We start from the raw sequence: 26,747 nt of genomic DNA on the forward strand, positions 1-26,747 counted from the left end.
CGGCCCGGCGCAACCGGGTTACAGGCCGGCGGCGTGGGCGGCGGCGGTCCCGCCCACGATCGGCAGCAGGATCCGGCTGCCGCGGAGCTGGTAGGTGATCCGGGCGTTGCTCGGGTCGGCCTGGCTGGAGTACTGCGGGTAGCTGCCGACCACGATCACACCGATGCGATGGCCGGCGGGGAGGACGTAGTCCTCGGGCAGCAGCGGGAAGTCGTAGTTGTAGGCGGTGCCGGGCACCAGCGGCACCGCGGTGCGGAGGGACTGGCGGTTGGCCGCGTCGTGGATGCCCTTGGTCACCACCTCCAGGTCGGCGGTGGCGACGCGCTTGGCCGTCTGGCGGTAGCAGCCGTCGTCGGTGGCGCTGTTCTCGCCCCAGCAGTCCGAGGTGGTGAGTGTGAGGATGCCCTCGCCGGACTGGCGGTGGGCGACACGTTCGGCGGTGCCGTAGTCGACCAGGATCACGCCCAGGTTGGTGTCGGTCTTGTCCGCGGCCGCGCGGACCTGCAGCCGGGCCGTTCCGGACAGGTGCAGCGGCGCGGTCAGCGGGTCGGACACGTAGGCGAGGCGGTTGGCCTGGACGGTGTCCGGGTTGCGGACCATGGTGGTCTCGCTCTGGGTGGTGCTGTCCAGCAGCGATTCGGTCGCTGAGGCGGCGGCGGGTACGAGGCCCAGGTCGCCGCCGGGCTGGAAGTAGACCTCGGTGGGCGTGGTGCCGGGCACCGGCCAGTCGGCGTAGGTCTCCCACACGTCGGCCGAGCGTTCGATGTCGATGCGCGGCTCGTCCATGATCCCGTTGGCCACACCCTGCAGCCAGTAGTCGAACCAGCGGTGCAGGGTGTCCACCCACACCGAGCGGCGCACGTCGAACGGGTCGACGTGGCCCTCCTGGGACAGCCAGGCCTTGCGCGGGATGTTGTTCTCGGCCAGCGCCGCCCAGTACTTGCTGAAGTGGTCGGGGCGGACGTTGTCGTCGTTGAGGCCGTGGTAGAACAGCACGCTGGCGGTCTGGCCGGGCACCTTCTTGACGTAGCTGCGCTCGTTCCAGAAGGCCGTGTAGTCGCCGGTGTCGTCGCCGTCGGCCGCCCCGAGTTCGGCCCGTACCGGTGCGCAGTAGGCTCGGCGGGCCGGGTTGGTGACCGTGTTGGCCAGCGAGGAGACGTAGTCGTTGCCGCGGGTGACGACCCCGTTGGAGCGGACGTAGTCGTAGTATTCCGAGGGCGGGCTGATCGGCACGACAGTGGTCAGGCCCTTGACGCCGGTGACCGCGGTGGCCAGGGCGAGCGAGCCGTCGTAGGACTTGCCGACCATGGCCGCCTTGCCGTTGTCCCAGTCGGCCTCGACCGGCTGGCCGGCGGCGTTACGGGCGGTGGCCCGGCCGTTGAGCCAGTTGATCGCCTGCTTGGCGCTGAGGTTGTCCTCGTTGGCGTTGGTGGTCGGGCAGCCGGTGGAGCCGCCGGTGCCGACCATGTCGAGCAGGATCACCGCGTAGCCGCGCGGCACGAAGTAGTTGTCGTAGAACAGCGGCCATTTGTCGAGCAGCCCGTCGCCGTCCAGGTCCTGTTTGCACTCGGACTCGTTGCCGCGGCACAGGGTGGTGTAGTAGGGGCTCGCGTCCATGATCACCGGCACCTTGAGCCCCTGTTCGGTGGCGCGCGGCCGGATCACGTCGAACGCGATGATGTCGCGCAACCCGTCGTGGTCGCTGTCGAAGGTGGAGTCGATGAACAGCTTCTCGCGGATCGCGTCGGCGTAGCCGAACACCGGCTGGGTGACCCCGCCGGAAACCACTGTCGCGGGCGGGTCAGCGGCGGCCGCCGGTGTGGCGGTCGCGAGCAGACCCGCCACCGCGGTGATGGCGGTCATCCATGGCAGTCGCTTCATGGCCTGAACATAGGGAGCGGCCGTCCACGGTGACCATATGCAGTTGTCGGATCACTTGCTGAGCGAGTCCAACGCTTTGTCGAGGGGCTGATCGGTCTCCACCAGCACGGGATCTTGCCCGACCTCGGTGACGGCGGCGCCGCTGTCGAGGTTCTTGGCCGGCAGACCGACGGGCACGGACGCGCCGTCCGACCACGCCACGATGCGGGTGCCGTTGCCGCTGAAGGCGACGCCGGCCAGGCCGTCCTGGTTGACCGGGGACGCCACGGCACCGCGACCGGCCGAGGCCAGCCCGGCCAGGGCCACACCGGCCGGGCGTTCCTGGCCCTCGGGTGAGAGCAGGCCGGCCCGGACCTCGGCGCCGGCCCGGTTGCCCGGGTTGAAGGCCAGCGGCAGCCACACCACGTCGACCACGCCGGCGGCGGCGAGGGCCCCGGTCACCCGGGTCATCTCGTCGGCCACCACGGCCGGGTCGGGATCGGCCGACTTGTCGAACCGGCCGACCTCCCAGGCCGAGATCGGCACCCCGGCCGGTGTGGTCGCCTCGAGCAGGTCGAGCAGCGGCGCCACGCCGTCCGGGTGCTCGTAGAAGTGCAGCTGACGGACCTGGACGACCTTGTCGGTGAGCAGTTTCCCGGTCACCGCGAGGAACGCGAGGTTGCGCTGGTTGACCGGGTGGGCCAGGGCGGCCTGGAGGTCGTCGGCGTCGTTCACCCGCGGGATCTGCTTGCCGCGGGTGCCGATGCGGCGGGCGAAGTAGGCGTCGTAGGCGGCCACCGCCTGGGCCGGCTGCCCGGCCTCGACCAGCCGGTCGGCGATGCCCATGCCCATCGCGACGCTGCTGATGCCCGAGTCGACGACCTGCGCGGCCGGGTCGGCGCCGTGGATCGCCTGGGCCGCCGCCCGGACCAGCGTCTCGTAGTCCTGTGGGGTGCCGGTCCAGTATTGCTGGGCGTTGACCTCGTTCTCGATGGCGTACCGGGTCACGCCCAGCGGCCGGTACCGTTTCACCAGCGTGGTTACGAAGCCCTGGTAGGCGGCGAGGTCCTTGGGCATGGCCGACTCGGTCTTGCCGGCCTCGCCGCGGGTGTGCTGGGCGGTGCCGCCGGTGGCCCAGCAGACCCCGATGCGGATCTTGAGGTCGAGGCGGATGCCCAGGGCGCGGCTCTTGGCGGCGATGTCGTCCAGGGCGGAGAAGTCGGGGGAGCCCTGGGTTTTCTCGATGTCGCACCAGCTCAGCTCGTAGTAGGTCGACGAGCCGGCGAGTTTGCGCAGGTAAGGCTCGAACTGCTGGTAGCGGTTCCAGTCCCAGTGGGCGCCGAAGTAGGTGCGGCCCTTCTGCGCCGAGGCGGGCGGGGGCGCCACGGTGGTCGGTGCGGGCGCGGGTTCGGGCGGCGGCGGGGACGACGTGCAGGCGGCGGCCAGGAGCAGGACGGCCAGCAGGGCGGCGGCGCGCTTCATCGGTAACCCAGCTCCTTGAGCATCGGCCCGGAGAAAACCCGGACCAGCAGACGCAGGAACGGGTCGAGCTCTTTGCGGTACGTGCCGACCCGGGACGCGTAGATGGCGGCGTCGGTGCCGGCCGCCGCCCGGCGCTTGTCTGCCTCCACCGTGTATTTGTCGGCGACGTCGTGGGAGCGGTCGGCGTATTCCAGCACGCCTTCCTCCCACTGCTCGCCGAGGAACTCGAACAGCTCGCGCAGCGTCTTGTCGGGCTGGGCGACAGCCTCCTCGTAGCGCAACTCGTGGTATCGCGCCGCGGGCAGCTGGGCGCCGAAGGCCCGGGCGGTGCGGATGTAACGCGGCCACTTGACCACGCACTTGACCGCCGACCAGTAGCCGAACCGCTTGCGGTGCGAGACGACGACGTCGCGGGCGTCGCGGATGACGTGCACGATCTGCGCGTCCGGGAACACCTCGGTGACGAAGTCGATGCTCAGCGCGTACAGCGGGGTCTTGTCGGCCCAGCGGACCTTGCCCCGTTTGGCCGCGTAGTCGGCGTGCACCCCGCCGAAGAAGTCGGCGATCCGCCGCAGCCAGTCCGATCGGTCGAAGCCGAAGCGGGCCAGCCGGGGCCAGTCGCGCCGCTCGTCGACGATGCGCCGCAGGTCGGGCAGGAACCGGGTCTCGGGGCCGCAGCTGATCCGCGAGTGCGAGTCGAGCACCAGGCGCAGCATGGTGGTGCCGCTGCGCTGGCAGCCGACGAGGAAGATGGGACTATCCACGCTGAGTTACTCCTGCTCGCAGTCGCCCGGTCAGCTCGTCGCACATCGCCCGCACCCTCGGGTCGATCGGCAGCCGGGCCCGCTCGGGACCGGCCACCACGCTCGCCGCGAAGGACGATTGGTAGGGCAGGTCGAGGAAGCCGCACAGGCGGCGGGCCGTGGCCTGTGGGTCGCGGACCATTTCGCCGTACGACACCAGCAGTACGTCGGGTCGCCTGTCCAGGCCCAGCCGGAAATAGAGGTCGTTGCGTACGTACCAGAACAGCGCGGCCGCGGTGTGCTGGTCCATGGTGTCGTAGTCGAAGCTCGCGATCAGCTGCCGGGCCGCCGGGCCGAGACCGCCGCCCTGCCAGCCGGTGCCGATCGTGCCCTCGGCGATGGCCCGCAGCGCGTTGAGGTTGGCCGGGCCGAACTTGGCCACCTCGGAGCGGGCGCGGTCGTCGACGTCGCGCCACATCCACAGCGCCCGGCCCGGCCGCGGTCCCGGAAGGGCCAGCAGCTCGGTCACCCGGTGGCTGTCGCACAGCGGTTTGACCAGCACGACGCGGTGCCGGCTGCGGCGCAGCACGCGGATCAGGTCGGCGTCGGGGCGCAGCCGGAACCGGCGGAACACCGCGCCGTCGTTCTCGTTGCGCGCCTCCACCTCGGGCGCCTCGTCCAGGCCGCGGACCAGCATGTTCGTCCCCGAGCGCTGCAGGCCGACGAGGTACACCGGCTGGGCCTGGCCGGGCATGACCCCGTGCGCGCGCCGCCAGCGCCATTTCGACCAGGCCGTGCGCACGCGCTCGCGCGGGTCGAGGCGGTCCTCGGCGATCAGCCGGCCCAGACCCTCGCGGCGGGCCCAGCGGACGTGCCGGACGACGCGGCGCGCGAACCAGCGCAGCGCGGAAGGCTCGTCGGTCACTGAACCTCCTCGATCGGGGGTGGCGGTGGCAGGCGAATGCTAGCGTGACCGCGCTCGATACCCGGCGACCCTCACGACAGGCCTGTGGATAAATGCGCGTCCTGCACGTCAACAAGTTCCTCTACCGGCGCGGTGGGGCCGAGGGCTACCTGTTCGACGTGGCCCGCCTGCAGGAACGGGCCGGTGACGAGGTCGCCTTCTTCGGGATGGCGCACGCCGACAACGAGCCGGGCCTGACCTATGCGGAGCACTTCCCGGCGCGGGTGGACCTGGAGCCGCCACCGCCCGGCGTGCGCGGCCGGGTCGAGGCGGCGGCCCGGATGATCTGGTCGACGTCGGCGCGGCGGGGGCTGTCGGACACCATCGCCGCGTTCAAACCGGACGTGGTGCACATGCACAACGTGTATCACCAGCTGTCGCCGTCGGTGGTCGCCGCCTGCCGGGCCGCCGGCGTGCCGGTGGTGATGACGCTGCACGACTACAAACTGGCCTGCCCGAGCTACCAGATGCTGGACAAGGGGCGGCCGTGCGACGCGTGCGTCACCGGCGGGCCGTTGCAGGCGGCCCGGCGTTCCTGCAAGGACGGTTCACGCTCGGCCAGCACGCTGCTCGCGGTCGAGTCGTGGCTGCACCGCCGCTTCCGGGCCTGGGACGGCGTCGGCGTTCTGATCGCACCGAGTCGGTTTCTCGCCGGGGTGATGAACCGGGCCGGTGTCGGCGCCGGGCGGGTCCGGGTGTTGCGGCACCCGGTCGATGTCGATCACCTCAGGACCAAGGAGAAGCCGGGCGGGGGCGTGGTCTTCGCGGGGCGGATCGCGCCGGAGAAAGGTGTCGACACGCTGATCGAGGCGGCCGGGATCGCCGGGATCGACGTCGACATCGCGGGCGACGGGCCGGCTCTGTCCACGCTGCCGAGGACGGAGCGGGCGCGGTTTCACGGGCGGCTGCCCAAGGACGAGCTGCATGAGCTGATCCGGAGCGCGGCGGTGGTGGCGGTGCCGTCGCGATGGTACGAGAACCAGCCCCTGGCCGTGCTGGAAGCCTTCGGATGCGGGGTTCCGGTGGTCGGCACCAACCTCGGCGGGCTGCCCGAGCTGATCACCTCGGGCGTGGACGGCGAGGTGGTTCCCCCGGACGATCCATCGTCACTGGCGAGCGCACTGCAGCGTACCCTCCAAGATCTTGATGTTGCCCACCGCATGGGCCGGGCCGGCCGCACCAAGGTCGAGCGGCACTTCAGCCCGGCCGACCATCTCGCCGGTCTGCGGGCGGCGTACGAGGCGGCGGCGTGATCCGCGTCCTCTACCTGGCCGGCAGCGGGCGCAGCGGCAGCACCCTGGTGACCACCGCCCTGGGCCAGATCGACGGCCTGTTCGCCGCCGGTGAGCTGCGCTATTTGTGGCAGCGCGGCCTGGTCGAACAGCGGCCGTGCGGGTGCGGACGCCCCCTGCCCGAGTGCCCGATGTGGAGCGCCGTGCTGGCCGATCTGCCGCCGCACGACCCCGCGTCGATCGCCGCCGGCCTGCGCGACCGGCTGCGCATGCGGAACCGGCTGAGGGTGCCGCCAAGCCCCGACGACACCACGATCGCCGCCGTCTACCAGGCCATTCATGAGCACACCGGCGGCGCCGTCATCGTCGACTCGTCCAAGCTGCCTCCGTACGGCATGCTGCTGAGTGCGCTGCCCGGCATCGACCTGCGCGTGCTGCACGTGGTCCGCGACCCGCGCGCGGCCGCCTTCTCGTGGCGCCGGCGCCGCTCCCTGGACGGCGACGAACGCCTGATGACCCGCCACCCCGTGTGGAAAGCGGCGACCCTCTGGACGGTCTGGAACGGTGCCGTGCTGAGTCGTTGGGGCGGCGGCTCCTATCTGCGCGTGCGCTACGAGGATGTCGTCCAGGACCCTGCCACCTGGGTACGACAAATCGCGACCTTCGCCGGCGCGGCCCCCGACGCGGCGCTCCCGTTCACCGAGAACGGCCTGCTCACCCTGGCTCCGACGCATTCGGTGGCGGGCAACCCGGTCCGGCACCGCACCGGCGGCGTCGAGGTACGCGCCGACGACGAGTGGCGGCAGGCCATGTCTCCGCGCGCCCACGCCGTGGTAACCGCCCTGACCAGCCCGCTGCTGGGACGTCTGGGCTACCCCTTCTCCAGGAGGACCCGATGAGTCTCGCCGTGGTCGCCGGCACCGGCCGGTGCGGGTCGACGCTGGTGCAGGAGCTGCTGTGCCGGCACCCCGCGGTCGGCTTCGTCTCCGGCGTCGACGACAAGCTGCCCAAACTCAACCTGACCGGCCGGCACAACGGGCGGCTCTACCGGCGCGGCGCACCCCGCCCGTCGGGCATGACCTCGCTGCGGTACAGCCGCAAGCTGCTCGAACGCGGCCGCGTCCGGGTCGCGCCGTCCGAGGCCTACCAGCTGCTCGACCGGCACGTCACGCCCGGATTCAGCCGGCCCTGCCGCGACCTGCTGGCCTCCGACATGACACCGTGGATGGCCGGCCGGACGCGGTCCTTCTTCGACTCGCGGATCGCCGCGCAGGGCTGCGAGCTGCTGCTCCAGCACGTGACCGGGTGGCCGCGGACAGGGTTCCTGCACGCCGCGTACCCCGATCTCAAGGTCGTCAACGTGGTCCGCGACGGCCGCGCGGTGGTCAACTCGTGGCTGCAGATGGGCTGGTGGGACGGCTGGCGCGGGCCGGAGAACTGGTACCTCGGCCCGCTGCCGCGGCCGTTGCACGAGCGGTGGGAGACCTCCGGGCGATCGTTCCCGGTGCTGGCCGGGCTGGGCTGGGCGATGCTGATGAGCGCGTACGCCGAAGCCCGCGCCCAACTGCCCGGCCAGTGGCTCGACATCCGGTACGAGGACCTCGTCCTCGACCCGCGCAAGGAGCTGACCCGGGCGTGTGAGTTCCTCGGCCTCGACTGGACCCCAAGCTTCGAGCGGGGCTTCCGCAAGCACGAACTGCACGCCGGCCGGGGCGACGCGTACCGCCGCGAACTGACCCCTGACCAGGTGGCCGACGTCGAAGCCGTGATCGCCGACCACCTGGTCCAGTGGGGTTACCCGGCCTGACACCGCCAGCCACCGGCTCGTCGCCGACCGTGTCGCCGTCGGTGAAGACGGCGGGGGCACCGCTCGGACACGGCGACTTCGCGCTGATCCGCGCCCGTCGGGGGAGTCAACGACGAGGTCCGGGGCGCGTTGGTTAGCCTTGACCGGAACACCCGACATGAACTAAGAGGAGCCACTATCGTGTTGCGTACGCACGAGGCCGGGGCACTCCGGGCCGAGCACGCCGGGCAGACCGTCACCCTGACCGGGTGGGTCGCGCGGCGGCGTGATCACGGTGGTGTCATCTTCATCGACCTGCGTGACGCCAGCGGCATCGCCCAGGTGGTCTTCCGCGAGGGCGAGATGGCCGAGCGCGCGCACAAGCTCCGTTCGGAGTTCGTGGTCAAGGTCGTCGGCACGGTCACCCCGCGGCCCGCCGGCAGCGAGAACGCCGATCTGCCCACCGGCGACATCGAGGTCTACGCCAGCGAGCTCGTCGAGCTCAACGAGTCGGCTCCGCTGCCGTTCCAGATCGACGATCACATCGAGGTGGGCGAGGACGCCCGGCTGCGCTACCGTTACCTCGACCTGCGACGCTCCGGCCCGGCGCACAACCTGCGGCTGCGCAGCGAGGTCAACCGCCTCGCGCGGGAGGTGCTGCACGCGGAGCGGTTCGCCGAGATCGAGACACCCACGCTGACCCGGTCGACGCCCGAGGGCGCGCGTGAGTTCCTGGTGCCGGCGCGGCTGCGACCAGGCTCCTGGTACGCCCTGCCGCAGTCGCCGCAGCTGTTCAAGCAGCTGCTGATGGTCGGCGGCCTCGAACGCTACTACCAGATCGCGCGATGCTACCGGGACGAGGACTTCCGCGCCGATCGGCAGCCGGAGTTCACCCAGCTCGACATCGAGATGAGCTTCGTCGAGCAGGAAGACATCATCGAGCTCGGCGAGAAGATCCTCACCGCGGTGTGGAAGGGCACTATCGGGTACGAAATCCCCCGGCCGTTCCCGCGCATCACCTACGCCGACGCGATGGCGAAGTACGGCTCGGACAAGCCCGACCTCCGCTTCGACCTCCAGCTCACCGAGCTCACCGACTACTTCAAGGACACGCCGTTCCGCGTGTTCCAGGCGCCGTACGTCGGGGCGGTCGTCATGCCCGGCGGCGCCGAGCAGACCCGCCGCGCGCTCGACGCCTGGCAGGACTGGGCCAAGCAGCGTGGCGCCAAGGGCCTGGCCTACGTGCTGGTCAACGCGGACGGCACGCTCGGTGGCCCGGTCGCGAAGAACCTGACCGACGCCGAGCGTGACGGGCTGGCCAAGGCGGTCGGCGCGAACCCCGGTGACTGCGTCTTCTTCGGCGCGGGCGATCCCGACGACGCCCGGTCGCTGCTGGGCGCGGCACGGGTGGAGATCGGCCGCCGGGTCGGCCTGATCGACGAGAGCGCCTGGTCGTTCGTGTGGGTCGTCGACTTCCCGATGTTCGAGTCCACCGCCAAGCTGGGCTCCGAGGACGTCGCCGTCGGTGGCGGCAAATGGACCGCGCTGCACCACGCGTTCACCTCGCCGACACCCGAGTGGATCGACCGCTTCGAGGAGGACCCGGGTCGCGCCCTGGCCTACGCCTACGACATCGTCTGCAACGGCGCGGAGATCGGTGGTGGATCCATCCGTATCCATCGCGCCGACGTGCAGCAGCGAGCCTTCAACGTGATGGGGATCGGCCCGGAGGAGGCGCAGGAGCGGTTCGGCTTCCTGCTCGACGCGTTCAAGTTCGGCGCCCCGCCGCACGGCGGCATCGCGTTCGGCTGGGACCGCGTCGTCATGCAGCTCGTCGGCACCGAGTCGATCCGCGAGGTCGTCGCGTTCCCCAAGAGCGGCGGCGGCTACGATCCGCTGACGGCGGCCCCCACTCCGATCTCCCCGCTGCAGCGTAAGGAAGCCGGCGTCGACGCGAAGCCCGAACAGAAATAGGGTCTGGAGTCCGACAACGCCCCGGCCCACGGCCGGGGCGTTGTTCGTCGGCCGTCGGTCGTCTGTTCCTTGGCCGGCCGTCCGGGCGTACGCCAGGGAGGTCGACAGTGGATCGAAGGGCGATACATGATCGGTGTAGGGTCACCGGCACCAGTGGCGTCGCCGTCATGCAGGAGGTTTATCCGTGGAAAGCCGCGACCAAGATACTTCCGGACTGCGAACCGACGTGGCGCACGGCGCACGCATCTACGACTACATCCTGGGCGGCAAGGACAACTTCGCCGTCGATCGTGAGGCGGGCGAGAACTCGCTGCGGATCTGGCCCGCGCTGCGGGTGCACATGCAGGCCAACCGCTCGTTCATGCACCGGGTCGGGCGTTACCTGGCCGACGAGTGCGGGATCCGGCAGTTCCTCGACATCGGCACCGGGCTGCCGACCTCACCGAACCTGCACGAGATCGTGCAGTCGGTCGACCCGGCCGCCCGGGTCGTCTACACCGACAACGACCCGCTCGTGCTGGCGTACTCGCGCGCTCTGATGCTCGGGTCGGAACAGGGCCGCACCGCCTATGTCGCGGCCGACATGCGCGACCCACAGTCGATCATCACCTCGCCGGAGTTCGTGCGGACCCTCGACGTCACCCAGCCGGTCGGGCTGCTGCTGATCGCGATCGTCCACTTCATCCCCGACGACGCCGAGGCACTGCGGGTGGTGCGGCAGGTGCTCGACGTGCTGCCGTCGGGCAGCTACCTGGCCATGTCGATCGCGACCGACGACTTCGACCCGGTTCCGCTGGCCGAGGTCCAGCGCGAGTACAACCGGCTCGGTGAGACCCTGTTCTTCCGCGACCGCGCCAAGGCGCTGGCGTTCTTCGACGGCCTCGAGCTGGTCGAGCCAGGTCTGGTCCAGGTCCACAAGTGGCGGCCCGACGGCTCCGACGCGACCGAGATCGCCGACAAGGACATCGCCATGTACGGGGCGGTCGCGCGCAAGCCGTAACCCCGGCCGCTCCGCATCGAGGGCGTAGCCCCGCAGCACGTCGAGGGCGACGACCCGGCCTGGGCACCCAGCCCACGGCGTGATCCTCGCTCGCCCCGGAACCAGTCCGGGGCGGGCCTTCGCCGGCCGTCACCGGCTTCTTCACCGACCCGGTTCCCGGCGTCCGGCCGAACCGTCGGATCACAGTGCATCCAGGGTTCAGGTTCGTGGCGTCGCACACACCGCCGCGCAATCGATGATCATCACACATAGTCTGGAACGCCCTGGATTGCCGCCTGTCGGGAGATTTGTTCATGGTCGCCGCCGCCACCAACCGAGACACCAGGCTCGGCCGGCGTGTGCTGCGTCGGAACCGGATCGCCATCAGCGCCGCGTTCATCATCGCCGGGGCGGCGATCGGCAGCTGGACCGGCCGCATCCCCGCCGTTCAACACGACCTCGGCCTGACCGACGACCGGCTCAGCATCGCGCTGCTCGCGCTGGCCGGTGGGGGACTGGCCGGGATGCGCCTGGCCGGGCGGCTCGGTGACCGCCTCGGCCCGTCCAGGGTCATGACCGTCGCCGCGCTCGCAGTCGGCGCGACGCTCACCGCTACGGCGTTCGCCCGGGACGTGTGGTCGCTGAGCGTCGCCCTGGTGATCTTCGGGGTGGTGCACGGCGCCCTCAACGTCACGATGAACGCCGCCGCGGTCGTCTGCCAGAACGGCTACCAGCGGCCGATCATGACGTCGATGCACGCCCTGTTCAGCATCGGCGGGGCGATCGGCGCCGGAGCCGCGGCGGTCTGCGCCCACACCGGCCTCGACCGCATCGCCACCTTCGGCATCGTCGGCTTCGCGCTCACCGTGGCGGCGGCCTGGCTGGCCCCGCGGGCCCGGCCACCCCGGGCTCACGTGCGCGGCGTTCAGCACCCGCCGGAGCAGGCCGGCGCGGCACCGACCGGCGTCGGCCGCCGGGTCTGGCTGCTCGGCCTGCTCGCCTTCTGCGCCCTGCTCAGCGAGGGCGCGGCGGCCGACTGGAGCAGCGTCTACCTGGACCGCATCGAGGCCGGACCGGCGGCCGCCGCCACCGCGTACGCCGCCTTCGCGGCCGCCATGACCATCGGGCGGCTGGCCGGCGACCGTCTCGCGACCGCGTTTCGCCCGCACACCCTGCTCCGGGTCGGCGGGCTGATCGCCGGCGTCGGCATCGGCGCCGGCGTCCTGGCCGGGACACCGGTCGCCGCGATCGCCGGGTTCGGCCTGCTCGGCGTGGGCCTGTCCTGTGCCATCCCGCAGCTCTACAGCGCCGCCGGTAACCTGCACCCGACCCGGCCCGGCGCCGCCCTGTCCCGGGTGGCGGCGCTGGGATACCTCGGCTTCGTCACCGGGCCGGTCGCCATCGGCGGCGCCGCGGCGCGGGTCGGCCTCGACCGGGCGCTGCTGCTGCTTCCCGTCCTCACGATCTTCCTGGCCGCCGCCGCCCACGTGATCAAACCCGCCGCAACGGCCGCCGTGCCGCCGGCCGCCGTGCCGCCGAGCGCGCCGCCGGGAGAGCGGGCGGGCGTGCCGGCGGGAGAGCGGGCGGGAGAGCGGGCGGGCGTGCCAGGGCAGTCTGACGGAGCCGCGGGCGCTGAGCGGGGGCGGCCAGCCGGAGCTCCGGCCGCTGAGCCGGGGAAGTCGGCCGGTTCGACCGACAGCCAGCCCGGGGACGCGCCACCACCGATGCTGGGCTCGTCGCCGGCTGGAAAGACCTCCGGGTGAGGGCCGGTGCGGAGCGAGCGGAGATGGTCAGCGCGGGGTGAGGAGCGGGCGGCGACGGTTGGCGGGGGTGGGTGAGGGGCGGACGGGTGCGGAGCGAGGGGCGACGGTTAGCGCGGGCCGGTCCGCTGACGCCGTGGGTGGCCGTGCCGTCGGGGTGCGGAGCGGGCGGTCACAGCCAGCAGGGTGCGGAGCGGCCGGTTACTGCCGGCGCGGGGTGAGGAGCGGGCGGCATTACGGCTTGCGGGCGACGGCTCCGTAACCGTCCACCGCGACCGCGTCGTCCGACTCCGGCCGCCACCGGGAGATCGACACCAGGCCGGGCTCCAGCATCTCGAGGCCCTCGAAGCACCGGCCGACCTGCTCGGGGCTGCGCAGCTTGTAGGGAATAGCGCCGGTGTCGTCGTACCCCTGCTGCGCCTCGTCGAAGCCTTCGCTGGTGGCGGTGCTGTCCCAGCGGACCAGATAGCTGCCCGGCGGCACCGCGGCCATCATTCGCGCGATGATCGACAGCACCTCGTCGTCGTCCTCGACGTGCCCGAGGACTCCCATGAACATCACCGCGACGGGCTGGCCGAAGTTCAGGATGTTGCGCGCGTCGGCCAGCACCCGATCGGGGTCACGCAGGTCGGCGTCGACATAGTCGGTCACCCCCTCGGGGGTGGTGTTGGTCAGCAGGGCGCGGGCGTGCGCCAGGACCAGCGGGTCGTGGTCGACGTAGACGATGCGCGCGTCCGGTGCCGCCTGCTGCGCCACCTCGTGCGTGTTCTGCATGGTGGGCAGGCCGGTTCCGACATCCAGGAATTGGCGGATGCCGACCTCGGCGGCCAGGTGGTGGACGGCGCGAATGAGGAACCGCCGGGACTCTTTGGCCAGCGGGACAATGCCGGGGAACGTCTTCACATAGGCGTCGCCGGCCTCACGGTCGGCCGCGAAGTTGTCCTTGCCGCCCATCCAGTAGTTCCAGACGCGGGCGGAGTGCGGCACCGAGGTGTCGATCCCGGCGGAGGCCGGCAGGTCGTCGGTCACAGCGATCTCCTCAGGACGGGCGCCATTCGTTGCCGGGAACAGCCTACACAGTGGATCTTCGATCGGGACGGCCGAGAATGAGCGACCGGGACGACGATCAAGTACCTTGGTGCGGACCTGCGCAAGCGGACCGAGGAGACGCGTCGTGGGTGCACCGCGGCCGGACGGGGGCGGTCGCTGCTCGCGGGATACTGCGCGACCTCGGCTGAACCGGGCGGCGCCTGTGCCCACGGCGACGGTGAGGGCGAGACGCCGATGGTCAGGGCGGCGCCGGTCAATGCGGGGCGGCGACGGCGCTGCGACGGTCAGCGTGGGGCGGGGCGGTGGTGAGGGCGGCGGTCAACGCGAGGCGGCGGTGGTGAGGGCGGCGCCGGTCAGCGTGGGGCGGCGACGGCGCTGTGACGGTCAGCGTGGGCCGGGGCGGTGGTGAGGGCGGCGGCGGTGAGGGCGGGGCGGCGCGCGGGGATGCGGGCCAGGGCGGTCGCGGCGGCCAGCAGACCCGCGGCCCCGGCCAGCACGAAGGCCGCCGACGGGGTGGTGGCGTCGGTCAGGGCGCCACCGGCCGCCGCGCCCAGGGCCGAACCGACCGCGGTCGCGGTGGCCAGCCAGGAGAACGCCTCGGTGGCCGTGCCGGCCGGGGCGGCCGTCGCCGCCATGTCGTAGGCGCTGGCCAGGATCGGGGCGATCATCGAACCGGCCGCGGCGATGACGAGCGCGAAGACGGTCAGCGACAGCGGGCCGGCCAGCAGCGCGAGGTGACCGGCGCCGAGGCCGCCCAGCAGCAGGGCGAACCCGCGCCCGGCGGCCGCGCCCCCGCCCAGCCGGGTGGCCACCACCCCGCCGGCCAGGGAACCGACGCCCCACAGGCCGAGCAGCAGGCCGGCCGACGGACCGGCCGCCGCGGCCACGCCGACCTCGGTCGCGCCGAAGACCACGCCCACCGCGACCAGCACCGCCACCAGCGTGCGCATCGCAGGGGCGGACAGCGCACCGGCCCGGCGTGGTCCGGCCGCCCCGGGGCGCCAGGTGCGCGACGCCGGGGCCAGGGCGAACAGCGTGGTCGCCACGGCGACCACGGCGGCGGCGAAGAGCAGGGCGGCGCCCGAGCCCGCCGCCGCGCCCAGGGCCAGGGCCAGTGGCGGGCCGAAGACCCAGGTCAGCTCGGTGGCGGTGGCGTCGGCGGCGTACGCCCGCCGAATCGCCGAAGGCGCCTCGAAGCGCAGCGGGATCAGTGTGCGCATGCACGCGCCGACCGGCGGGGTGGCGAAGCCGATCACCGCGGCCAGGAGCAGCAGCGGCGGCAGGGGGGTGCCGACCGGCAGCGTGGCCACGACCGTCAGCGCCGCCCCGGAGACCAGTGCCGCGCCGAGCAGCGGCTGCGTCTGGCCGCGGCGGTCGACCAGGCGGCCGAGCAGCGGGCCACCGGCGCCCTGGGCGACGGCGAGGGCGCCCGAGACGGCTCCGGCGGCGGCGTACGAGCCGGTCAGGTGGTGGGCGTGGACGAGCAGGCCGATGCCGAACGTGGCCAGCGGCAGCCGGGCGAGGACCGGACCGAGGTGGAGAAGAGCATGTGGCTACCGTCCCGCCGAACTGGTACCAAGGACAGGTCCAGTCACACCATCGAGGAGGGGTCCAGTTGGAGTTACTCCTCGCGGTGTCGCGCGAACGGCCGGGCACCTTGCGCAGCCAGGTGGAGAACGACCTTCGAACGGCCGTGCGCGACGGCAGCCTGCGGGCCGGGGCCACGCTGCCCTCGACCCGCGACCTGGCCGGGCAACTGGGGGTGTCCCGCAAGATCGTCGTGGACGCGTACGCTCAGCTCGCGGCCGAGGGCTACCTGGCCATGCGGCAGGGCGCGCGCCCAACGGTGGCGTCCGGCGCGAACCGGCCGGTCGTGGCCCCCGAGCCGGCCGGCCCGGCCGAGACGATCCGGTTCGACTTTCGGCCGTCCCGCCCGGACGTCTCCGGGCTTTCCGCGCGAGGCCTGGTCACGCTGCTTGCGCGAGGCGGTCGGGGAGATCAACACCGAGGAGCTGGGGTACGGGGACCCGCTCGGCGTCCCGGCCCTGCGTGGTGTGCTGGCCGACCATCTCGGGCGTACCCGCGGGGTCGTGGCCACACCCGGCACGACGGTGATCACCCACGGCTACCGGCACGGCCTGGGCCTGATCTGTCACGCCCTGAAGGCCCGCGGCGCCCGCACCGTCGCCGTCGAGCACCCGAGCAACCCGGAGCAGGCGGCCATCGCCGAGCGCGCCGGGCTGACCGCCGTCCGCGTGCCGGTCGACGAGCTCGGCCTCCGGGTCAGCGACCTGACCGACGCCGACGCGGTCGTGCTCACCCCGGCGCACCAGCACCCGACCGGCGTGGTCCTCGCTCCGTCCCGCCGGGCCGCCCTGGTCACGTGGCTCCGCGACCGGCACGCGCTGGCCGTCGAGGACGACTACGACGCCGAGTACCGCTATGACCGGCCGGCCGTGGGCGCGCTGCAGGGACTGGACCCGGCCCACGTGGCCTACTGCGGCACGACCAGCAAGGTGCTCGCCCCGGCGCTGCGGCTGGGCTGGCTGGTCGCGCCGCCGTGGCTGGCCGCCGCCCTGCGGACCGCGCCCGACCTGGGCTCGCCCCGGGTCGAGCAGCTGGCCCTGGCCCGGTTCGTCGAGCGCGGCCACCTCGACCGGCACCTGCGCCGGATGCGGCTGAGCTACCGCCGGCGCCGCGACGCCATGGTCTCGGCCCTGGCCCGGGCCCTGCCCGGGGCCGAGATCGAGGGCATCGCCGCCGGCCTGCACGTGAGCGTGACGCTGGCCGCCGGTGTCGACCCGACGGCGCTGCGGCGCGCCGCCCGTTCCCGGGGCATCGCCCTGGACACGCTGGCCGACTACGACATGGTGTCCGACCGGCCGACGCTGATCCTGGGCTACTCGCAGATGGCGGAGTCGCGGATCACCGCGGGAATCACCGAGCTGGCCGCGACAATCCAGGGATGCCCGCAAGCACCGTCGTGACCGTCCTCGAACTCGCCGGCCTCTACGTCTTCGCGACCTCCGGCGCGCTGCTGGCCATCCAGAAGGGCTTCGACCTGGTCGGCATCCTGATGCTGGCCCTGCTCACCGCACTCGGCGGCGGCATCGTCCGCGACCTGGTCATCGGGGCGGTCCCGCCGGCCGCCTTCACCCAGGTCTCGTACCTGGTCATCCCGCTCGTCGCCGCGACCGTGACGTTCTTCGCCCACCCCCTCGTGCAGCGGCTGAACTTCATGGTCCTGGTCTTCGACGCGGCCGGGTTGGGCCTGTTCTGCGTGACCGGCACCCTCAAGGCTCTCGAATTCCACCTCGGCGCGATCCAGGCCGTCCTGCTCGGCATCACCACCGCGGTCGGCGGCGGCGTGCTGCGCGACATCACCGCCCGCGAGACCCCGAGCCTGGTCCGAACCGATTCCGATTTGTACGCTATCCCGGCCGCGTTCGGCGCGACGCTGGTGGTCATCGCCGACCGCCTCGACCTGTCCATGCCGGCCGTGGCGGCCGGGGCGGCGATCTTCGTCTTCGTCCTGCGGGTGGTGGCGATGGTCCGGCACTGGCGCGCACCGCACGCTCGCCTGCGGTCGCTTTAATGGGCGCGTGGCTGACAAGGTTCTGGTGACCGGTGGGTCCGCCCGCTGTCCACGCCGTACCGCCGGTCGAAACCGATCGCCGAGCGCGCCGCCTGGGACTTCATCGCGGCCGAGGGGCGCGGCACCGAGCTGACCACGGTGTTGCCGGGCTGGGTGCTCGGGCCGTTGCGGCCGCCGGTCGGCCCCCTGGGCTCGGTGCAGGTCGTGCAGCGGCTGCTGAGCGGGACGATGCCGGGGGTGCCTCGGGTCGGGTTCGAGGTGGTCGACGTCCGGGACATCGCCGACCTGCACGTCCGCGCGATGGTCGAGCCGGCCGCGGCCGGTGAGCGTTTCCTCGGCACCGGCCCGTTCCTGTGGCAGGTCGAGATCGCCGAGATCCTGCGGTCCCGGCTCGGCGAGCGGGCGGCCCGGGTGCCGACCCAGCCGATCCCGGACGAACTGGTCCGCGCCGCGGCGGCCACCGACCCCGACCTCGGCACGATCGTCGTCAACCTGGGCCGCCGCCGGATCCGCTCCTCGGCCAAGGCGCAGCGGCTGCTCGGCTGGACCGTCGGCGACCCGGCCGACGCGATCGAGGCCAGCGGCCGCAGCCTGATCGAACTCGGTCTGGTCTGAACCCCGGCCGGCGACGTCGACGGTCATGACGGGCCTGGCGGTGACCGCGCTCCTGCTCGCCGGCCCCGCACCGCCGTCGGCGCTGCGCTACAACGACCGGGAGGTGACCTCCCGGCCGGCGTCGCTCGACCTGTTCGTGCCCCGGGGCCAGGCCGACGACCGCCTCAGCGACGATCACCGGGGGACCGGCGATTAGCATGGCCGGATGCGCGAGCCCAAGATCGGCCGGGTAGCCGCCGCGGCACTCTGCGTCATCGCCCTGGTCGCCGGATGCGACTCGTCGGACGACGCACCCGATCCGCCGGACGGCGGGAACGTCTCCGTCACGACCATGCGCGGCGCGCTGCTGCAGGCCGGTGACCTCGGCGGCTCGTGGGCGGCACCGGAGGCCTCCAGCGACCCGCAGCGGCTGGTCGCGCTGTGTGGCGGCGTGGCCACCGCGCCGCCGGTGCCGCCGGGCGCCGAGGTGGTCAGCGCGCCGCTGGCCGACGAGGGCCAGCAGGGCGCGCAGACGCTCAACCAGACGGCGCTGGTCTACCCCGACCCGACCGGCGCCCGGGCCGCCCTGGCGTCGCTGCGCGCGGTGGCCGACAAGTGCCCGGCCTCGGTCGAGCAGGGGCAGCAGACCACGGCCGAGCGCAACGAGCCGGCGTACACCGAGACGGCCAAGACGCTGGAGATGAGCGAGGGCGGCTGGACCGGCTTCATCGTCACCCGGCACAAGGCCTACGAGTCGAAGCACCCGGGCACCGCCGACACCGCGGTGTCGGTGGTCAGCAAGGCCAACGTGGTGATCGTGGACGCCTACGCCGTCTATCGCCTGGGCAACGCCAGTGGCTCGCCGCAGTTCGACGAGGACTGGAAGAAACTTCTCGGCACAGTACTCAACCGGGTGGGATAGACAGCGCGGAACCCGGTGGTCTAACGTGGCTGCAACGCCGTTGCGAGTTCTTCCCCCGTGGAATTCGCAGCGGCGCCTTATTTTCCCTGGCGACGCAATGGCGATGTGCGATCTTCAGTTGGTGCGTACGGGCATCGCGGTGAAGCCCCGAAGCGTCAGACTGTCCCGCCGGGTGGGCTCCGACGCAAGATCCAGATGGGGGTACGCCGCGCGGATGGCGGGAAACGCGATCTGCGCCTCCAGGCGGGCCAGCGGCGCACCCAGGCAGTAATGGATGCCGCCGCCGAACGAGAGCGGGCTGTTGTCCGTACGCCGAAGATCAAGGGTGTTGGGGTCGGTGAAGCGTGTGGCGTCGCGATTGCCGGCGCCGAGGTAGGCCACCACCCGCTCGCCCGGCTCGACCGTGACGCCGCCCAGCTCGACCGGCTCGTAGACGACGCGTGACACCAGCTGCACCGGGCTGTCCCAGCGCAGCAGCTCCTCGGCCGCGAGCGCCGGATCGGTGATCGTGGCGGCCGGGTCGGCCAGCAGCGCCACCAGACCGTTGGCGAGCAGGTTGGTGGTCGTCTCGAAACCGGCCGCGAACAGGAACGCCGCCATCGTCAGCAGCTCGTCCTCGGTCAGCCGGTCGCCGTCGGCCTCGGCCGCGACCAGGGCGCTGAGCAGGTCCTCGCGGGGGCGGGCGCGGCGCTCGGCGACCAGATCGGCCAGGTACGCGCGCAGCGTCGACGCGGCCGGATCGGCCTTGGCCACTACCTCGGGCGTGACCGTGTCGAGCAGCGCCGACCAGTCCCGGATGAGCGACTGGAATTGGGCCCGGTCGGCCGCCGGGATGCCGAGCAGCTCGCCGATCACGTTCACCGGCAGCGGGAAGGCGAACGCCTGGATGAAGTCGCTCACACCGGCCATGCCGTCGAGGAGCTCGGCCACCAGCTTCTCGATCGACGGGCGCAGCGCCGCCACCCGCCGGGCGGTGAAGGCCGAGCTGACCAGCCGCCGCAGCCGGGTGTGGTCCGGTGGGTTCAGGGTCAGGACGCTGGTGAACAGCATGTAGGTGCCGGGGTGGTCGGCCCAGTCCTCGAGGCCGACGAGCCCCAGCATCGTCTTGGGGAAGTGCCCCAGCCGGCCATCGCGGACCACCGTCTGGCAGTCGTCGTAGCCGGTCACCACGAGCGCGCCGTCGTCGGCCCGGATCAGCCGGGAGATCTCGCGCAGGCGGTCGTAGCGGGGGTACGGATCGTCCCGGCCGACGCTGCTGGTGAGCTCGTCGAGCAGGCGGTGCGTTTCGTCGGTCTCCACAATGGCAGCCACGATCTTCAGGCTAACCGTGCTCGCACGTGCTCGGAGAGAGCGCATTCCACGCAATACAAATCTCACACCTGTGGAATTCGACACCGGCTGGTATTCGTCGGCGGAAAGGTCACCTAGCCTTCGGTTCCCGGGGCGTGAAACCGACCGTGCCGGGGTAATCGAAACCCGGAGGTGCATCCGCATGGAGGGCAAGGGACCGGCCGACAAGTTCGTCTACGACTTCGCCGAAGGCAACAAGGACCTCAAGGATCTGCTCGGTGGCAAAGGCGCCAACCTCGCCGAGATGACCAACCTGGGGCTGCCCGTGCCCGCCGGGTTCACCATCACCACCGTCGCCTGCCAGCGCTATCTCGCCTCCGGGGAACACGTCGACGGGCTCGACGAGGAGATCACCGAGCATCTGGAGAAGCTCGAGGAGGCGATGGGCCGCAAACTCGGCGACCCGGCCGACCCGCTGCTCGTCTCGGTCCGCTCCGGCGCCAAGTTCTCCATGCCCGGCATGATGGAGACCGTCCTCAACGTCGGCCTCAACGACGAATCCGTGGCCGGGCTCAGCGCCCAGGCCGGCGGCAACGACCGGTTCGCCTGGGACTCCTACCGCCGGCTGATCCAGATGTTCGGCAAGACCGTGTGCGACGTGCCCGGCGACGAGTTCGAGCAGGCGTTGCACAACGCCAAGACGGCCAAGGGGGTACGCGACGACACCGACCTGGACGCCGACGACCTCAAGAAGCTGGTCGGCGTGTACAAGGAGGTGTTCGCCAAGCACGTCGGGCACGACTTCCCGCAGGACCCGCGCGAGCAGATGGACCTGGCCGTCGCCGCCGTCTTCCGGTCCTGGAACGCCGACCGGGCCGTCCTCTACCGCCGCCAGGAGCGCATCCCGGCCGACCTCGGCACCGCGGTCAACGTGGTCGCGATGGTCTTCGGCAACCTCGGCGCCGACTCCGGCACCGGCGTCGCCTTCACCCGCGACCCGGGCACCGGCGAGCAGGGCATCTACGGCGACTACCTGCAGAACGCGCAGGGCGAGGACGTGGTCGCCGGCATCCGCAACACCGTTCCGCTGCAGGACCTGGAGCAGATCGACAAGAAATCGTACGACGAACTGCTCGGCATCATGGCCACGCTCGAAGGCCACTACCACGACCTGTGCGACATCGAGTTCACCATCGAGCGCGGCAAGCTGTGGATGCTGCAGACCCGGGTCGGCAAGCGCACCGCGGCGGCCGCGTTCACCATCGCCGCCCAGCTGATCGACGAGGGCGTGATCGACCTCGACGAGGCGCTGCGGCGGGTCACCGGCGCCCAGCTGGCCCAGCTGATGTTCCCGCGCTTCGACCTCGACGGCGAGCCCGAGGTGCTGACCCGGGCCGTCGGGGCGTCGCCCGGCGCGGCGTACGGGGAAGTGGTGTTCACCTCGGAGAAGGCCACCGAGCTGGCGGCTCAGGGCAAGAACGTGATCCTGGTACGCCGGGAGACCAACCCCGACGACCTGCCCGGCATGATCGCCGCCCAGGGCATCCTGACGGCGCGGGGCGGCAAGACCAGCCACGCCGCCGTGGTGGCCCGCGGCATGGGCAAGACCTGCGTCTGCGGCGCCGACCAGATCGAGGTGTCGCCGTCGTCGTTCACGGTCGGCGGGCACACCGTCAACGAGGGCGACGTCATCTCGATCGACGGCACCACCGGGCGGGTCTACCTGGGCGAGGTGCCGGTCCGGCCGTCCGAGGTCGTGCAGTACTTCGAAGGCGACCTCGACCCCGCGCTGGCCAACGAGCCGCTGGTCGCCGCCGTGCACCGGCTGATGACGCACGCCGACGAGCGGCGGCGGCTGGCCGTGCGTACCAACGCCGACACCGGCCCCGACGCGGCCCGCGCCCGCCGCTTCGGCGCCCAGGGCGTCGGCCTGTGCCGCACCGAGCACATGTTCCTCGGCGACCGTCGCGAGCTGGTCGAGCGCCTGATCCTGGCCGAGGGCGGCAAGGAACGGCAGGAGGCGCTGGACGCGCTCAAGCCGCTGCAGCGGGCCGACTTCCTCGCACTGTTCCGCGAGATGAACGGGCTGCCGGTCACCGTCCGGCTGATCGACCCGCCGCTGCACGAGTTCCTGCCCTCGCTGGAGGACCTGGCCGTGCACGTCGCGGTGGCCAAGGAGCGCGGCGAGAGCGCCAAGCGGTCGGAGAAGATGCTGGCCGCGGTGCGGCGGATGCACGAGCAGAACCCGATGCTGGGCATGCGCGGGGTGCGGCTGGGACTGGTCGTTCCCGGGCTGTTCGCGATGCAGGTGCGCGCCATCGCCGAGGCCGCCGTCGCGCTGGCCGAGGAGGGCGGCCGACCCCGCCCCGAGATCATGGTGCCGCTGGTGGGCGCGGTGCAGGAGCTGGAGACGGTACGCACCGAGGCCGAGAAGATCATCGCCGAGGTGGTCGGCGACGCGCCGGTCGAGATCCTGATCGGCACCATGATCGAGGTGCCGCGGGCCGCCCTGACCGCCGGGCAGATCGCCGAGGCGGCCGAGTTCTTCTCCTTCGGCACCAACGACCTGACCCAGATGGGCTGGGGCTTCTCCCGCGACGACGTCGAGGGCGCGTTCTTCTGGCGCTACCTCGAACTGGGCATCTTCGGCATCAGCCCGTTCGAGTCGATCGACCGCGAGGGCGTCGGCCGGCTGGTCCGCATCGCCAGCGACGAGGGCCGGGCCGCCCGCCCCGGGCTCAAGCTCGGGGTGTGCGGCGAACACGGCGGTGACCCGGAGTCGGTGCACTTCTTCCACGAGGTCGGCCTGGACTACGTGTCCTGCTCGCCGTTCCGCGTACCGGTCGCCCGGCTGGAAGCGGCGCGGGCCGTGGTTCTCGCTCAACCGGCCGGCTGATCAGCCGATCACCCGGCCGCGTCACGTCGGCCGCGGCGGATGGCACGCCGGTCGCGAACAGTCTCGCGGCCGGCGTGCCCCTTTTCTCGCTCGCCGATAGCCGCCCGGGCCCGCCGCGCCGTCACGTCGGCCGTGATCGCCCGCGGGCGGTGAGCACCCGGGCGACATGGCCGGGGGCCAGCATCGCGGACGCCGGGTCGAGCATGTTCGCCACCCGCAGGAAAGTGCGCGCGAGGACCGGATCCGACCATGCCGCGGCCCGGTAGCGGTCCAGGTAGCGGCCGATCACCCGGTCGGCCCGGCCGCGCGGCCCGGTCACCCCGGGGAAACGCAGATCGCTGCCGGCGGCCAGGATCCAGGCGTCGTCCACGATCCGGGCCGCCGCGCGGTAGAAGCGGCCCGGCAGGCCCGGCCCCGGCGTGGCGGCGAGCCGGCGCAGCGCCAGAGCCTCCATCGCGGCGACCGAGATGCCCTGGCCGTAGGTCGGATTGAAGTGGCACAGGGCGTCGCCGACGACCAGGTGGCCGTCGAGGTGGGAGCGCTGCCGCTCGAAATGCCACCGCTCGCTGGCCGGATAGCGCATCTTGACCGCGGCACCGACCGGCTCGGCCGCCCGCAGCAGATCCGCCACGTCGGGGACCGGCAGGGATTCCGCGTACGCCAGCATGCCCCGCTCGTCGGCCGGTGGCTCGGTGCCCAGCAGCCCGAACAGCACGACCGCCCACCGTTCGTCCTCGACGCGCATCACGGCGGCGCCCCGGGGGCAGCCCGGGAACGGGACGATGACCAGGCCGTCCAGGCCGGCCAGCTGACCGGGCCGCCGGTGGCAGAACCGGGTCACGTAGACCACGTTCGCGCGGACCCGGGACACCTCGGGCTCCCCGGCGCCGTGCCCGGCCAGCCAGGCGCGGGCGCGTGAACCGGTGCCGGCGGCGTCCACGACCAGGTCGGCGGGCAGATCGCCGTGCGGTGTGCGTACCCCGGTGATCGCTCCCGCGGCCGCGGTCAACCCGATCGCCTCGCCGTGGACGACGCGCACGCCCGGCGGCCGGCCGGTCCAGGCCCGGATCACGTGTTCGAGGGCCGGCCGGGTGACGCCCCACCCGAGAACGCCCGGCTCGGCGGCAGGCACCGGCCGGCCGTCGACGTAATACCGGGTGCCGTGGAAGATGTCGACGCGGTGCGCGCCGGCCGCCGCCAGCTCGGTGCCGAGCCCGGGGAACAGCTCCTCGAGCGCCTCCGAGCCACGAGCCAGCAGCACGTGCAGCTGCCGGCCCTGCGGGACACCGCGGCGAGGTGCGGCGGTGTCCGGCAAGGTGTCGCGTTCCAGGACGGTGACCCGGTCGTACGTCTCGCACAGCGCCCGCGCGGCCGAACAGGCCCGCCATGCTCGCGCCGATGACCACGGCTTCCACAGTCACCCATCGTTGCGTGACGGGAAGGTCACTTCAAGTAGCGCCGCGCCGGGTGGACAGCTGGTAGCGCTTCACCTGGTGGACAGCTGGTAGCGCTTCACCCGGTGAACAGCTGGAAGGTGAACAGGGCGGCCTGCACGCCGATGGCGTTGCCGCCGGCGATCAGCAGCAGATTGAGCGCCGGTGACGCCCGTCCGGGCCCCTCCGCGCCGTGCCGCTCGCGGGTCACGTCCCTGAGCAGGGGGACCACCAGGGGCCAGCACAGGGCGACCGCGACCAGCGTCATGAGGGTCACGGTGTCGCTCACCGTGCCGAGGAGTTCGGGGAAACCGTACCGGGACGGGTCACGCCCGGCCTCGGCGAACAGGTGCGAGCCGACCCGGAAACCGAGCGTCGTGCCGAGGATCGCGCCCACCGCGGAGAAGCTGCCGATCGTGGACAGAAATCTCTTGGCCGACGGCGACGACACCGAGAACATCAGAATGCTGGTCAGCTGGGTCAGGGTCGAGACCGACAGGAAGATCACCACGGCGGCCAGAAGCGCGGCCGGGATCCGCCACGGGCCCGGAATGGTGCCCGGATCGGCGACGTATCGATAGCCGAGGTGGCCGCCGACGATCAGAAGGGTCGCCAGGACCATGATGGCCAGCCGAGCCGGCACTTCGGGGTAGCGACCGCTCGGCTCGGGGATGGTGGGCGGTGCCGCGGGCGGCGGCGTGGATCGGGGTGTGCGCTCCCCGGCCCGAGTTCGCCGTTTTCGGGAAGCCATGAGGCCAGCCTAGGCGGGTGCGGCAAGCGGGCGGCGGCATACGTTAACATCCGTCAATGCGTAGTCGCGCTCTGACCGTGCTTCTCCTCGTGCTCGCCCTGCTGACGCCGGCCTCGGTCGCGTCCGCCCGCGGTGGTGCCGATCTGGCGGCGCGGCTCGCCGCGATCCCGGGCCTGACGGTCGTGTCGCGGACCGCACCGGCCGGCTACCAGTTCTTCGTGCTGACCTACCGGCAGCCGGCCGACCACCGGCACCCGGGCGCGGGCACCTTCGAGCAGCGGCTGACTCTGCTGCACCGGGCCGGCGACGCGCCGGTCGTGCTCGCCACCGGCGGGTACGGGCTGCCGGCCACGCCCACACCGTCGCGTACCGAACCGACCGCGATCCTGAACGCCAACCAGGTCTCGGTCGAGCACCGGTTCTTCAGCCCGTCGCGACCCGCCCCGGCCGACTGGTCCGACCTGGACATCTGGCAGGAGGCAAGCGACGAGCACCGGATCGTCCAGGCCCTCAGGAGCGTCTACGCCGGAAAGTGGATCCAGACCGGTGGCAGCAAGGGCGGCATGACGTCGGTCTACCACCGCCGCTTCTATCCGGACGACGTGGACGGCGTGGTCGCGTACGTCGCCCCCGACGATCCGGTCAACGACCTCGACGGCGCGTACGACCGGTTCTTCGCCACGGTCGGCGACGCCGCCTGCCGCGGTGCGCTCGACGGCGTGCAGAAAGAGGCGCTGAAGCGTCGCGACCGGCTGGTGCCGATGCTGGCGGCGGACGCCGCCGCGAACGGGTGGACGTTCACCCGGACGCTCGGCACGGCCGACCGGTCGCTGGAACTGACCGTGCTGGACACGGTGTGGGCGTTCTGGCAATACCTCGGGACCTCGTCGTGCGCCGGCGTGCCGCCCGCCACGGCCACCGACCGGGAGCTGTACGACTGGATCGACGCGGTCGCGAGCTGGTCCTTCTACACCGACCAGGGCCTGGAATACTACTGGCCGTACTACTACCAGGCGGCCACCCAGCTCGGCTGGGCCAGTCTGCGCTTCGACCACCTGCGCGGCCTGCGCCGGTATCCCGGGCTCTACACCGCCAACTCGGCCCTGCCCGCGGAACTGCGCCGGGCGCACCACCCGCTGCCGATGATCGACGTCGACCTGTGGGTGCGTACCCTCTCGCAGCGCATGATGTTCGTCTACGGCCAGAACGACCCGTGGAGCGCCGAACGCTTCACGCCCAGCCGCCGTGACTCCTACCTGTACGTCGCTCCGGGCGCGAACCACGGCGCACGGATCTCCGGCCTGAACCCGGCGGACTCGGCGGCGGCCACGGCCACGCTCCGGCGCTGGGCCGGGGTCACCTCCGCGACGGCCGAGCTCCGCACCGCGCCGCTGCCACTCGACGACATGCTCCCGCCGCGCGGCGCCCGCCGATGA

General features: G+C 72.2%; 22 protein-coding genes and 1 pseudogene. 14 read left to right on the forward strand and 9 right to left on the reverse strand.

The window, feature by feature from the left end; translation table 11 throughout:
* Window positions 1-18 precede the first annotated feature (18 nt).
* Genes ACGFIO_RS11820 through ACGFIO_RS11835 form a run of 4 tightly spaced genes read right to left on the reverse strand, consistent with a single transcriptional unit; the run spans window position 19 to window position 5,010 of the window.
* Window positions 19-1,881 (reverse strand): CocE/NonD family hydrolase, encoded by a 1,863-nt coding sequence (locus tag ACGFIO_RS11820; protein ID WP_392825325.1) that lies wholly within the window; start codon window positions 1,879-1,881, stop codon window positions 19-21.
* A 51-nt stretch (window positions 1,882-1,932) separates the two neighbouring features.
* Complete coding sequence (locus tag ACGFIO_RS11825; protein WP_392825326.1) at window positions 1,933-3,342, reverse strand: hypothetical protein; 1,410 nt, start codon at window positions 3,340-3,342, stop codon at window positions 1,933-1,935.
* A complete protein-coding gene (locus tag ACGFIO_RS11830; RefSeq protein ID WP_392825328.1) occupies window positions 3,339-4,106 on the reverse strand; it encodes a sulfotransferase family protein in 768 nt (255 codons plus the stop codon). Before ACGFIO_RS11830 ends, ACGFIO_RS11825 begins: the two co-directional genes overlap by 4 nt.
* Window positions 4,099-5,010, reverse strand: a complete 912-nt coding sequence (locus ACGFIO_RS11835; RefSeq protein WP_392825330.1) for a hypothetical protein — start codon at window positions 5,008-5,010, stop codon at window positions 4,099-4,101. Before ACGFIO_RS11835 ends, ACGFIO_RS11830 begins: the two co-directional genes overlap by 8 nt.
* A gap of 92 nt (window positions 5,011-5,102) precedes the next feature.
* Here ACGFIO_RS11835 and ACGFIO_RS11840 point away from each other — a divergent pair, with 92 nt between their 5' ends.
* From ACGFIO_RS11840 to ACGFIO_RS11865, 6 genes are all read left to right on the forward strand, one after another.
* Window positions 5,103-6,302, forward strand: coding sequence for a glycosyltransferase (locus tag ACGFIO_RS11840; RefSeq protein ID WP_392825331.1), 1,200 nt, complete (start codon window positions 5,103-5,105; stop codon window positions 6,300-6,302).
* A complete protein-coding gene (locus ACGFIO_RS11845; protein ID WP_392825334.1) occupies window positions 6,299-7,180 on the forward strand; it encodes a sulfotransferase in 882 nt (293 codons plus the stop codon). Before ACGFIO_RS11840 ends, ACGFIO_RS11845 begins: the two co-directional genes overlap by 4 nt.
* Window positions 7,177-8,088 carry a sulfotransferase family protein gene (locus ACGFIO_RS11850; RefSeq protein ID WP_392825337.1) on the forward strand — a complete coding sequence of 304 codons (912 nt, stop codon included), beginning with the start codon at window positions 7,177-7,179 and terminating at the stop codon, window positions 8,086-8,088. Before ACGFIO_RS11845 ends, ACGFIO_RS11850 begins: the two co-directional genes overlap by 4 nt.
* Before the next feature lie 180 nt (window positions 8,089-8,268).
* Window positions 8,269-10,041, forward strand: a complete 1,773-nt coding sequence (gene aspS / locus ACGFIO_RS11855; RefSeq protein WP_392825340.1) for an aspartate--tRNA ligase — start codon at window positions 8,269-8,271, stop codon at window positions 10,039-10,041.
* A gap of 184 nt (window positions 10,042-10,225) precedes the next feature.
* A complete protein-coding gene (locus ACGFIO_RS11860) occupies window positions 10,226-11,041 on the forward strand; it encodes an SAM-dependent methyltransferase (RefSeq protein ID WP_392825342.1) in 816 nt (271 codons plus the stop codon).
* Window positions 11,042-11,334: 293 nt separating this feature from the next.
* A complete protein-coding gene (locus ACGFIO_RS11865; RefSeq protein WP_392825345.1) occupies window positions 11,335-12,783 on the forward strand; it encodes an MFS transporter in 1,449 nt (482 codons plus the stop codon).
* Window positions 12,784-13,014: 231 nt separating this feature from the next.
* Here ACGFIO_RS11865 and ACGFIO_RS11870 read toward each other — a convergent pair whose 3' ends face one another.
* Window positions 13,015-13,809, reverse strand: a complete 795-nt coding sequence (locus ACGFIO_RS11870) for an SAM-dependent methyltransferase (protein ID WP_392825347.1) — start codon at window positions 13,807-13,809, stop codon at window positions 13,015-13,017.
* Window positions 13,810-14,183: 374 nt separating this feature from the next.
* A complete protein-coding gene (locus ACGFIO_RS11875; protein WP_392825487.1) occupies window positions 14,184-15,344 on the reverse strand; it encodes an MFS transporter in 1,161 nt (386 codons plus the stop codon).
* Between the two features lie 155 nt (window positions 15,345-15,499).
* On the opposite strand from ACGFIO_RS11875, the pseudogene ACGFIO_RS11880 reads away from it, so the two are divergent.
* The 6 genes and pseudogenes from ACGFIO_RS11880 to ACGFIO_RS11905 form a co-directional block, all read left to right on the forward strand.
* Window positions 15,500-15,655, forward strand: a pseudogene (locus ACGFIO_RS11880) (GntR family transcriptional regulator); the annotation flags it as partial.
* 151 nt (window positions 15,656-15,806) lie between these two features.
* Complete coding sequence (locus ACGFIO_RS11885) at window positions 15,807-16,817, forward strand: PLP-dependent aminotransferase family protein (protein WP_392825349.1); 1,011 nt, start codon at window positions 15,807-15,809, stop codon at window positions 16,815-16,817.
* Window positions 16,796-17,425, forward strand: coding sequence for a trimeric intracellular cation channel family protein (locus ACGFIO_RS11890; RefSeq protein WP_392825351.1), 630 nt, complete (start codon window positions 16,796-16,798; stop codon window positions 17,423-17,425). Before ACGFIO_RS11885 ends, ACGFIO_RS11890 begins: the two co-directional genes overlap by 22 nt.
* 138 nt (window positions 17,426-17,563) lie before the next feature.
* Window positions 17,564-18,040 (forward strand): hypothetical protein, encoded by a 477-nt coding sequence (locus ACGFIO_RS11895; protein ID WP_392825353.1) that lies wholly within the window; start codon window positions 17,564-17,566, stop codon window positions 18,038-18,040.
* Window positions 18,041-18,065: 25 nt separating this feature from the next.
* Window positions 18,066-18,236 carry a hypothetical protein gene (locus ACGFIO_RS11900; protein WP_392825356.1) on the forward strand — a complete coding sequence of 57 codons (171 nt, stop codon included), beginning with the start codon at window positions 18,066-18,068 and terminating at the stop codon, window positions 18,234-18,236.
* A gap of 9 nt (window positions 18,237-18,245) precedes the next feature.
* Window positions 18,246-18,941, forward strand: a complete 696-nt coding sequence (locus ACGFIO_RS11905) for a hypothetical protein (protein ID WP_392825358.1) — start codon at window positions 18,246-18,248, stop codon at window positions 18,939-18,941.
* Window positions 18,942-19,055: 114 nt separating this feature from the next.
* Here the strand turns inward: ACGFIO_RS11905 and ACGFIO_RS11910 are convergent, their stop codons facing one another.
* Window positions 19,056-20,252 carry a cytochrome P450 gene (locus ACGFIO_RS11910; RefSeq protein ID WP_392825360.1) on the reverse strand — a complete coding sequence of 399 codons (1,197 nt, stop codon included), beginning with the start codon at window positions 20,250-20,252 and terminating at the stop codon, window positions 19,056-19,058.
* 181 nt (window positions 20,253-20,433) lie between these two features.
* Here ACGFIO_RS11910 and ppdK point away from each other — a divergent pair, with 181 nt between their 5' ends.
* Window positions 20,434-23,127 (forward strand): pyruvate, phosphate dikinase, encoded by a 2,694-nt coding sequence (gene ppdK / locus ACGFIO_RS11915; protein ID WP_392825362.1) that lies wholly within the window; start codon window positions 20,434-20,436, stop codon window positions 23,125-23,127.
* Window positions 23,128-23,248: 121 nt separating this feature from the next.
* Here ppdK and ACGFIO_RS11920 read toward each other — a convergent pair whose 3' ends face one another.
* Both ACGFIO_RS11920 and ACGFIO_RS11925 read right to left on the reverse strand, forming a co-directional pair.
* Window positions 23,249-24,442, reverse strand: a complete 1,194-nt coding sequence (locus ACGFIO_RS11920) for a squalene monooxygenase (protein WP_392825363.1) — start codon at window positions 24,440-24,442, stop codon at window positions 23,249-23,251.
* Between the two features lie 197 nt (window positions 24,443-24,639).
* Window positions 24,640-25,311, reverse strand: a complete 672-nt coding sequence (locus tag ACGFIO_RS11925) for a hypothetical protein (protein WP_392825365.1) — start codon at window positions 25,309-25,311, stop codon at window positions 24,640-24,642.
* Between the two features lie 56 nt (window positions 25,312-25,367).
* Between ACGFIO_RS11925 and ACGFIO_RS11930 the strand changes: the two genes are divergently transcribed.
* Window positions 25,368-26,747, forward strand: coding sequence for a S28 family serine protease (locus ACGFIO_RS11930; protein WP_392825366.1), 1,380 nt, complete (start codon window positions 25,368-25,370; stop codon window positions 26,745-26,747).

Source organism: Actinoplanes sp. NPDC049265, from assembly GCF_043197135.1.
Classification (GTDB): domain Bacteria; phylum Actinomycetota; class Actinomycetes; order Mycobacteriales; family Micromonosporaceae; genus Actinoplanes.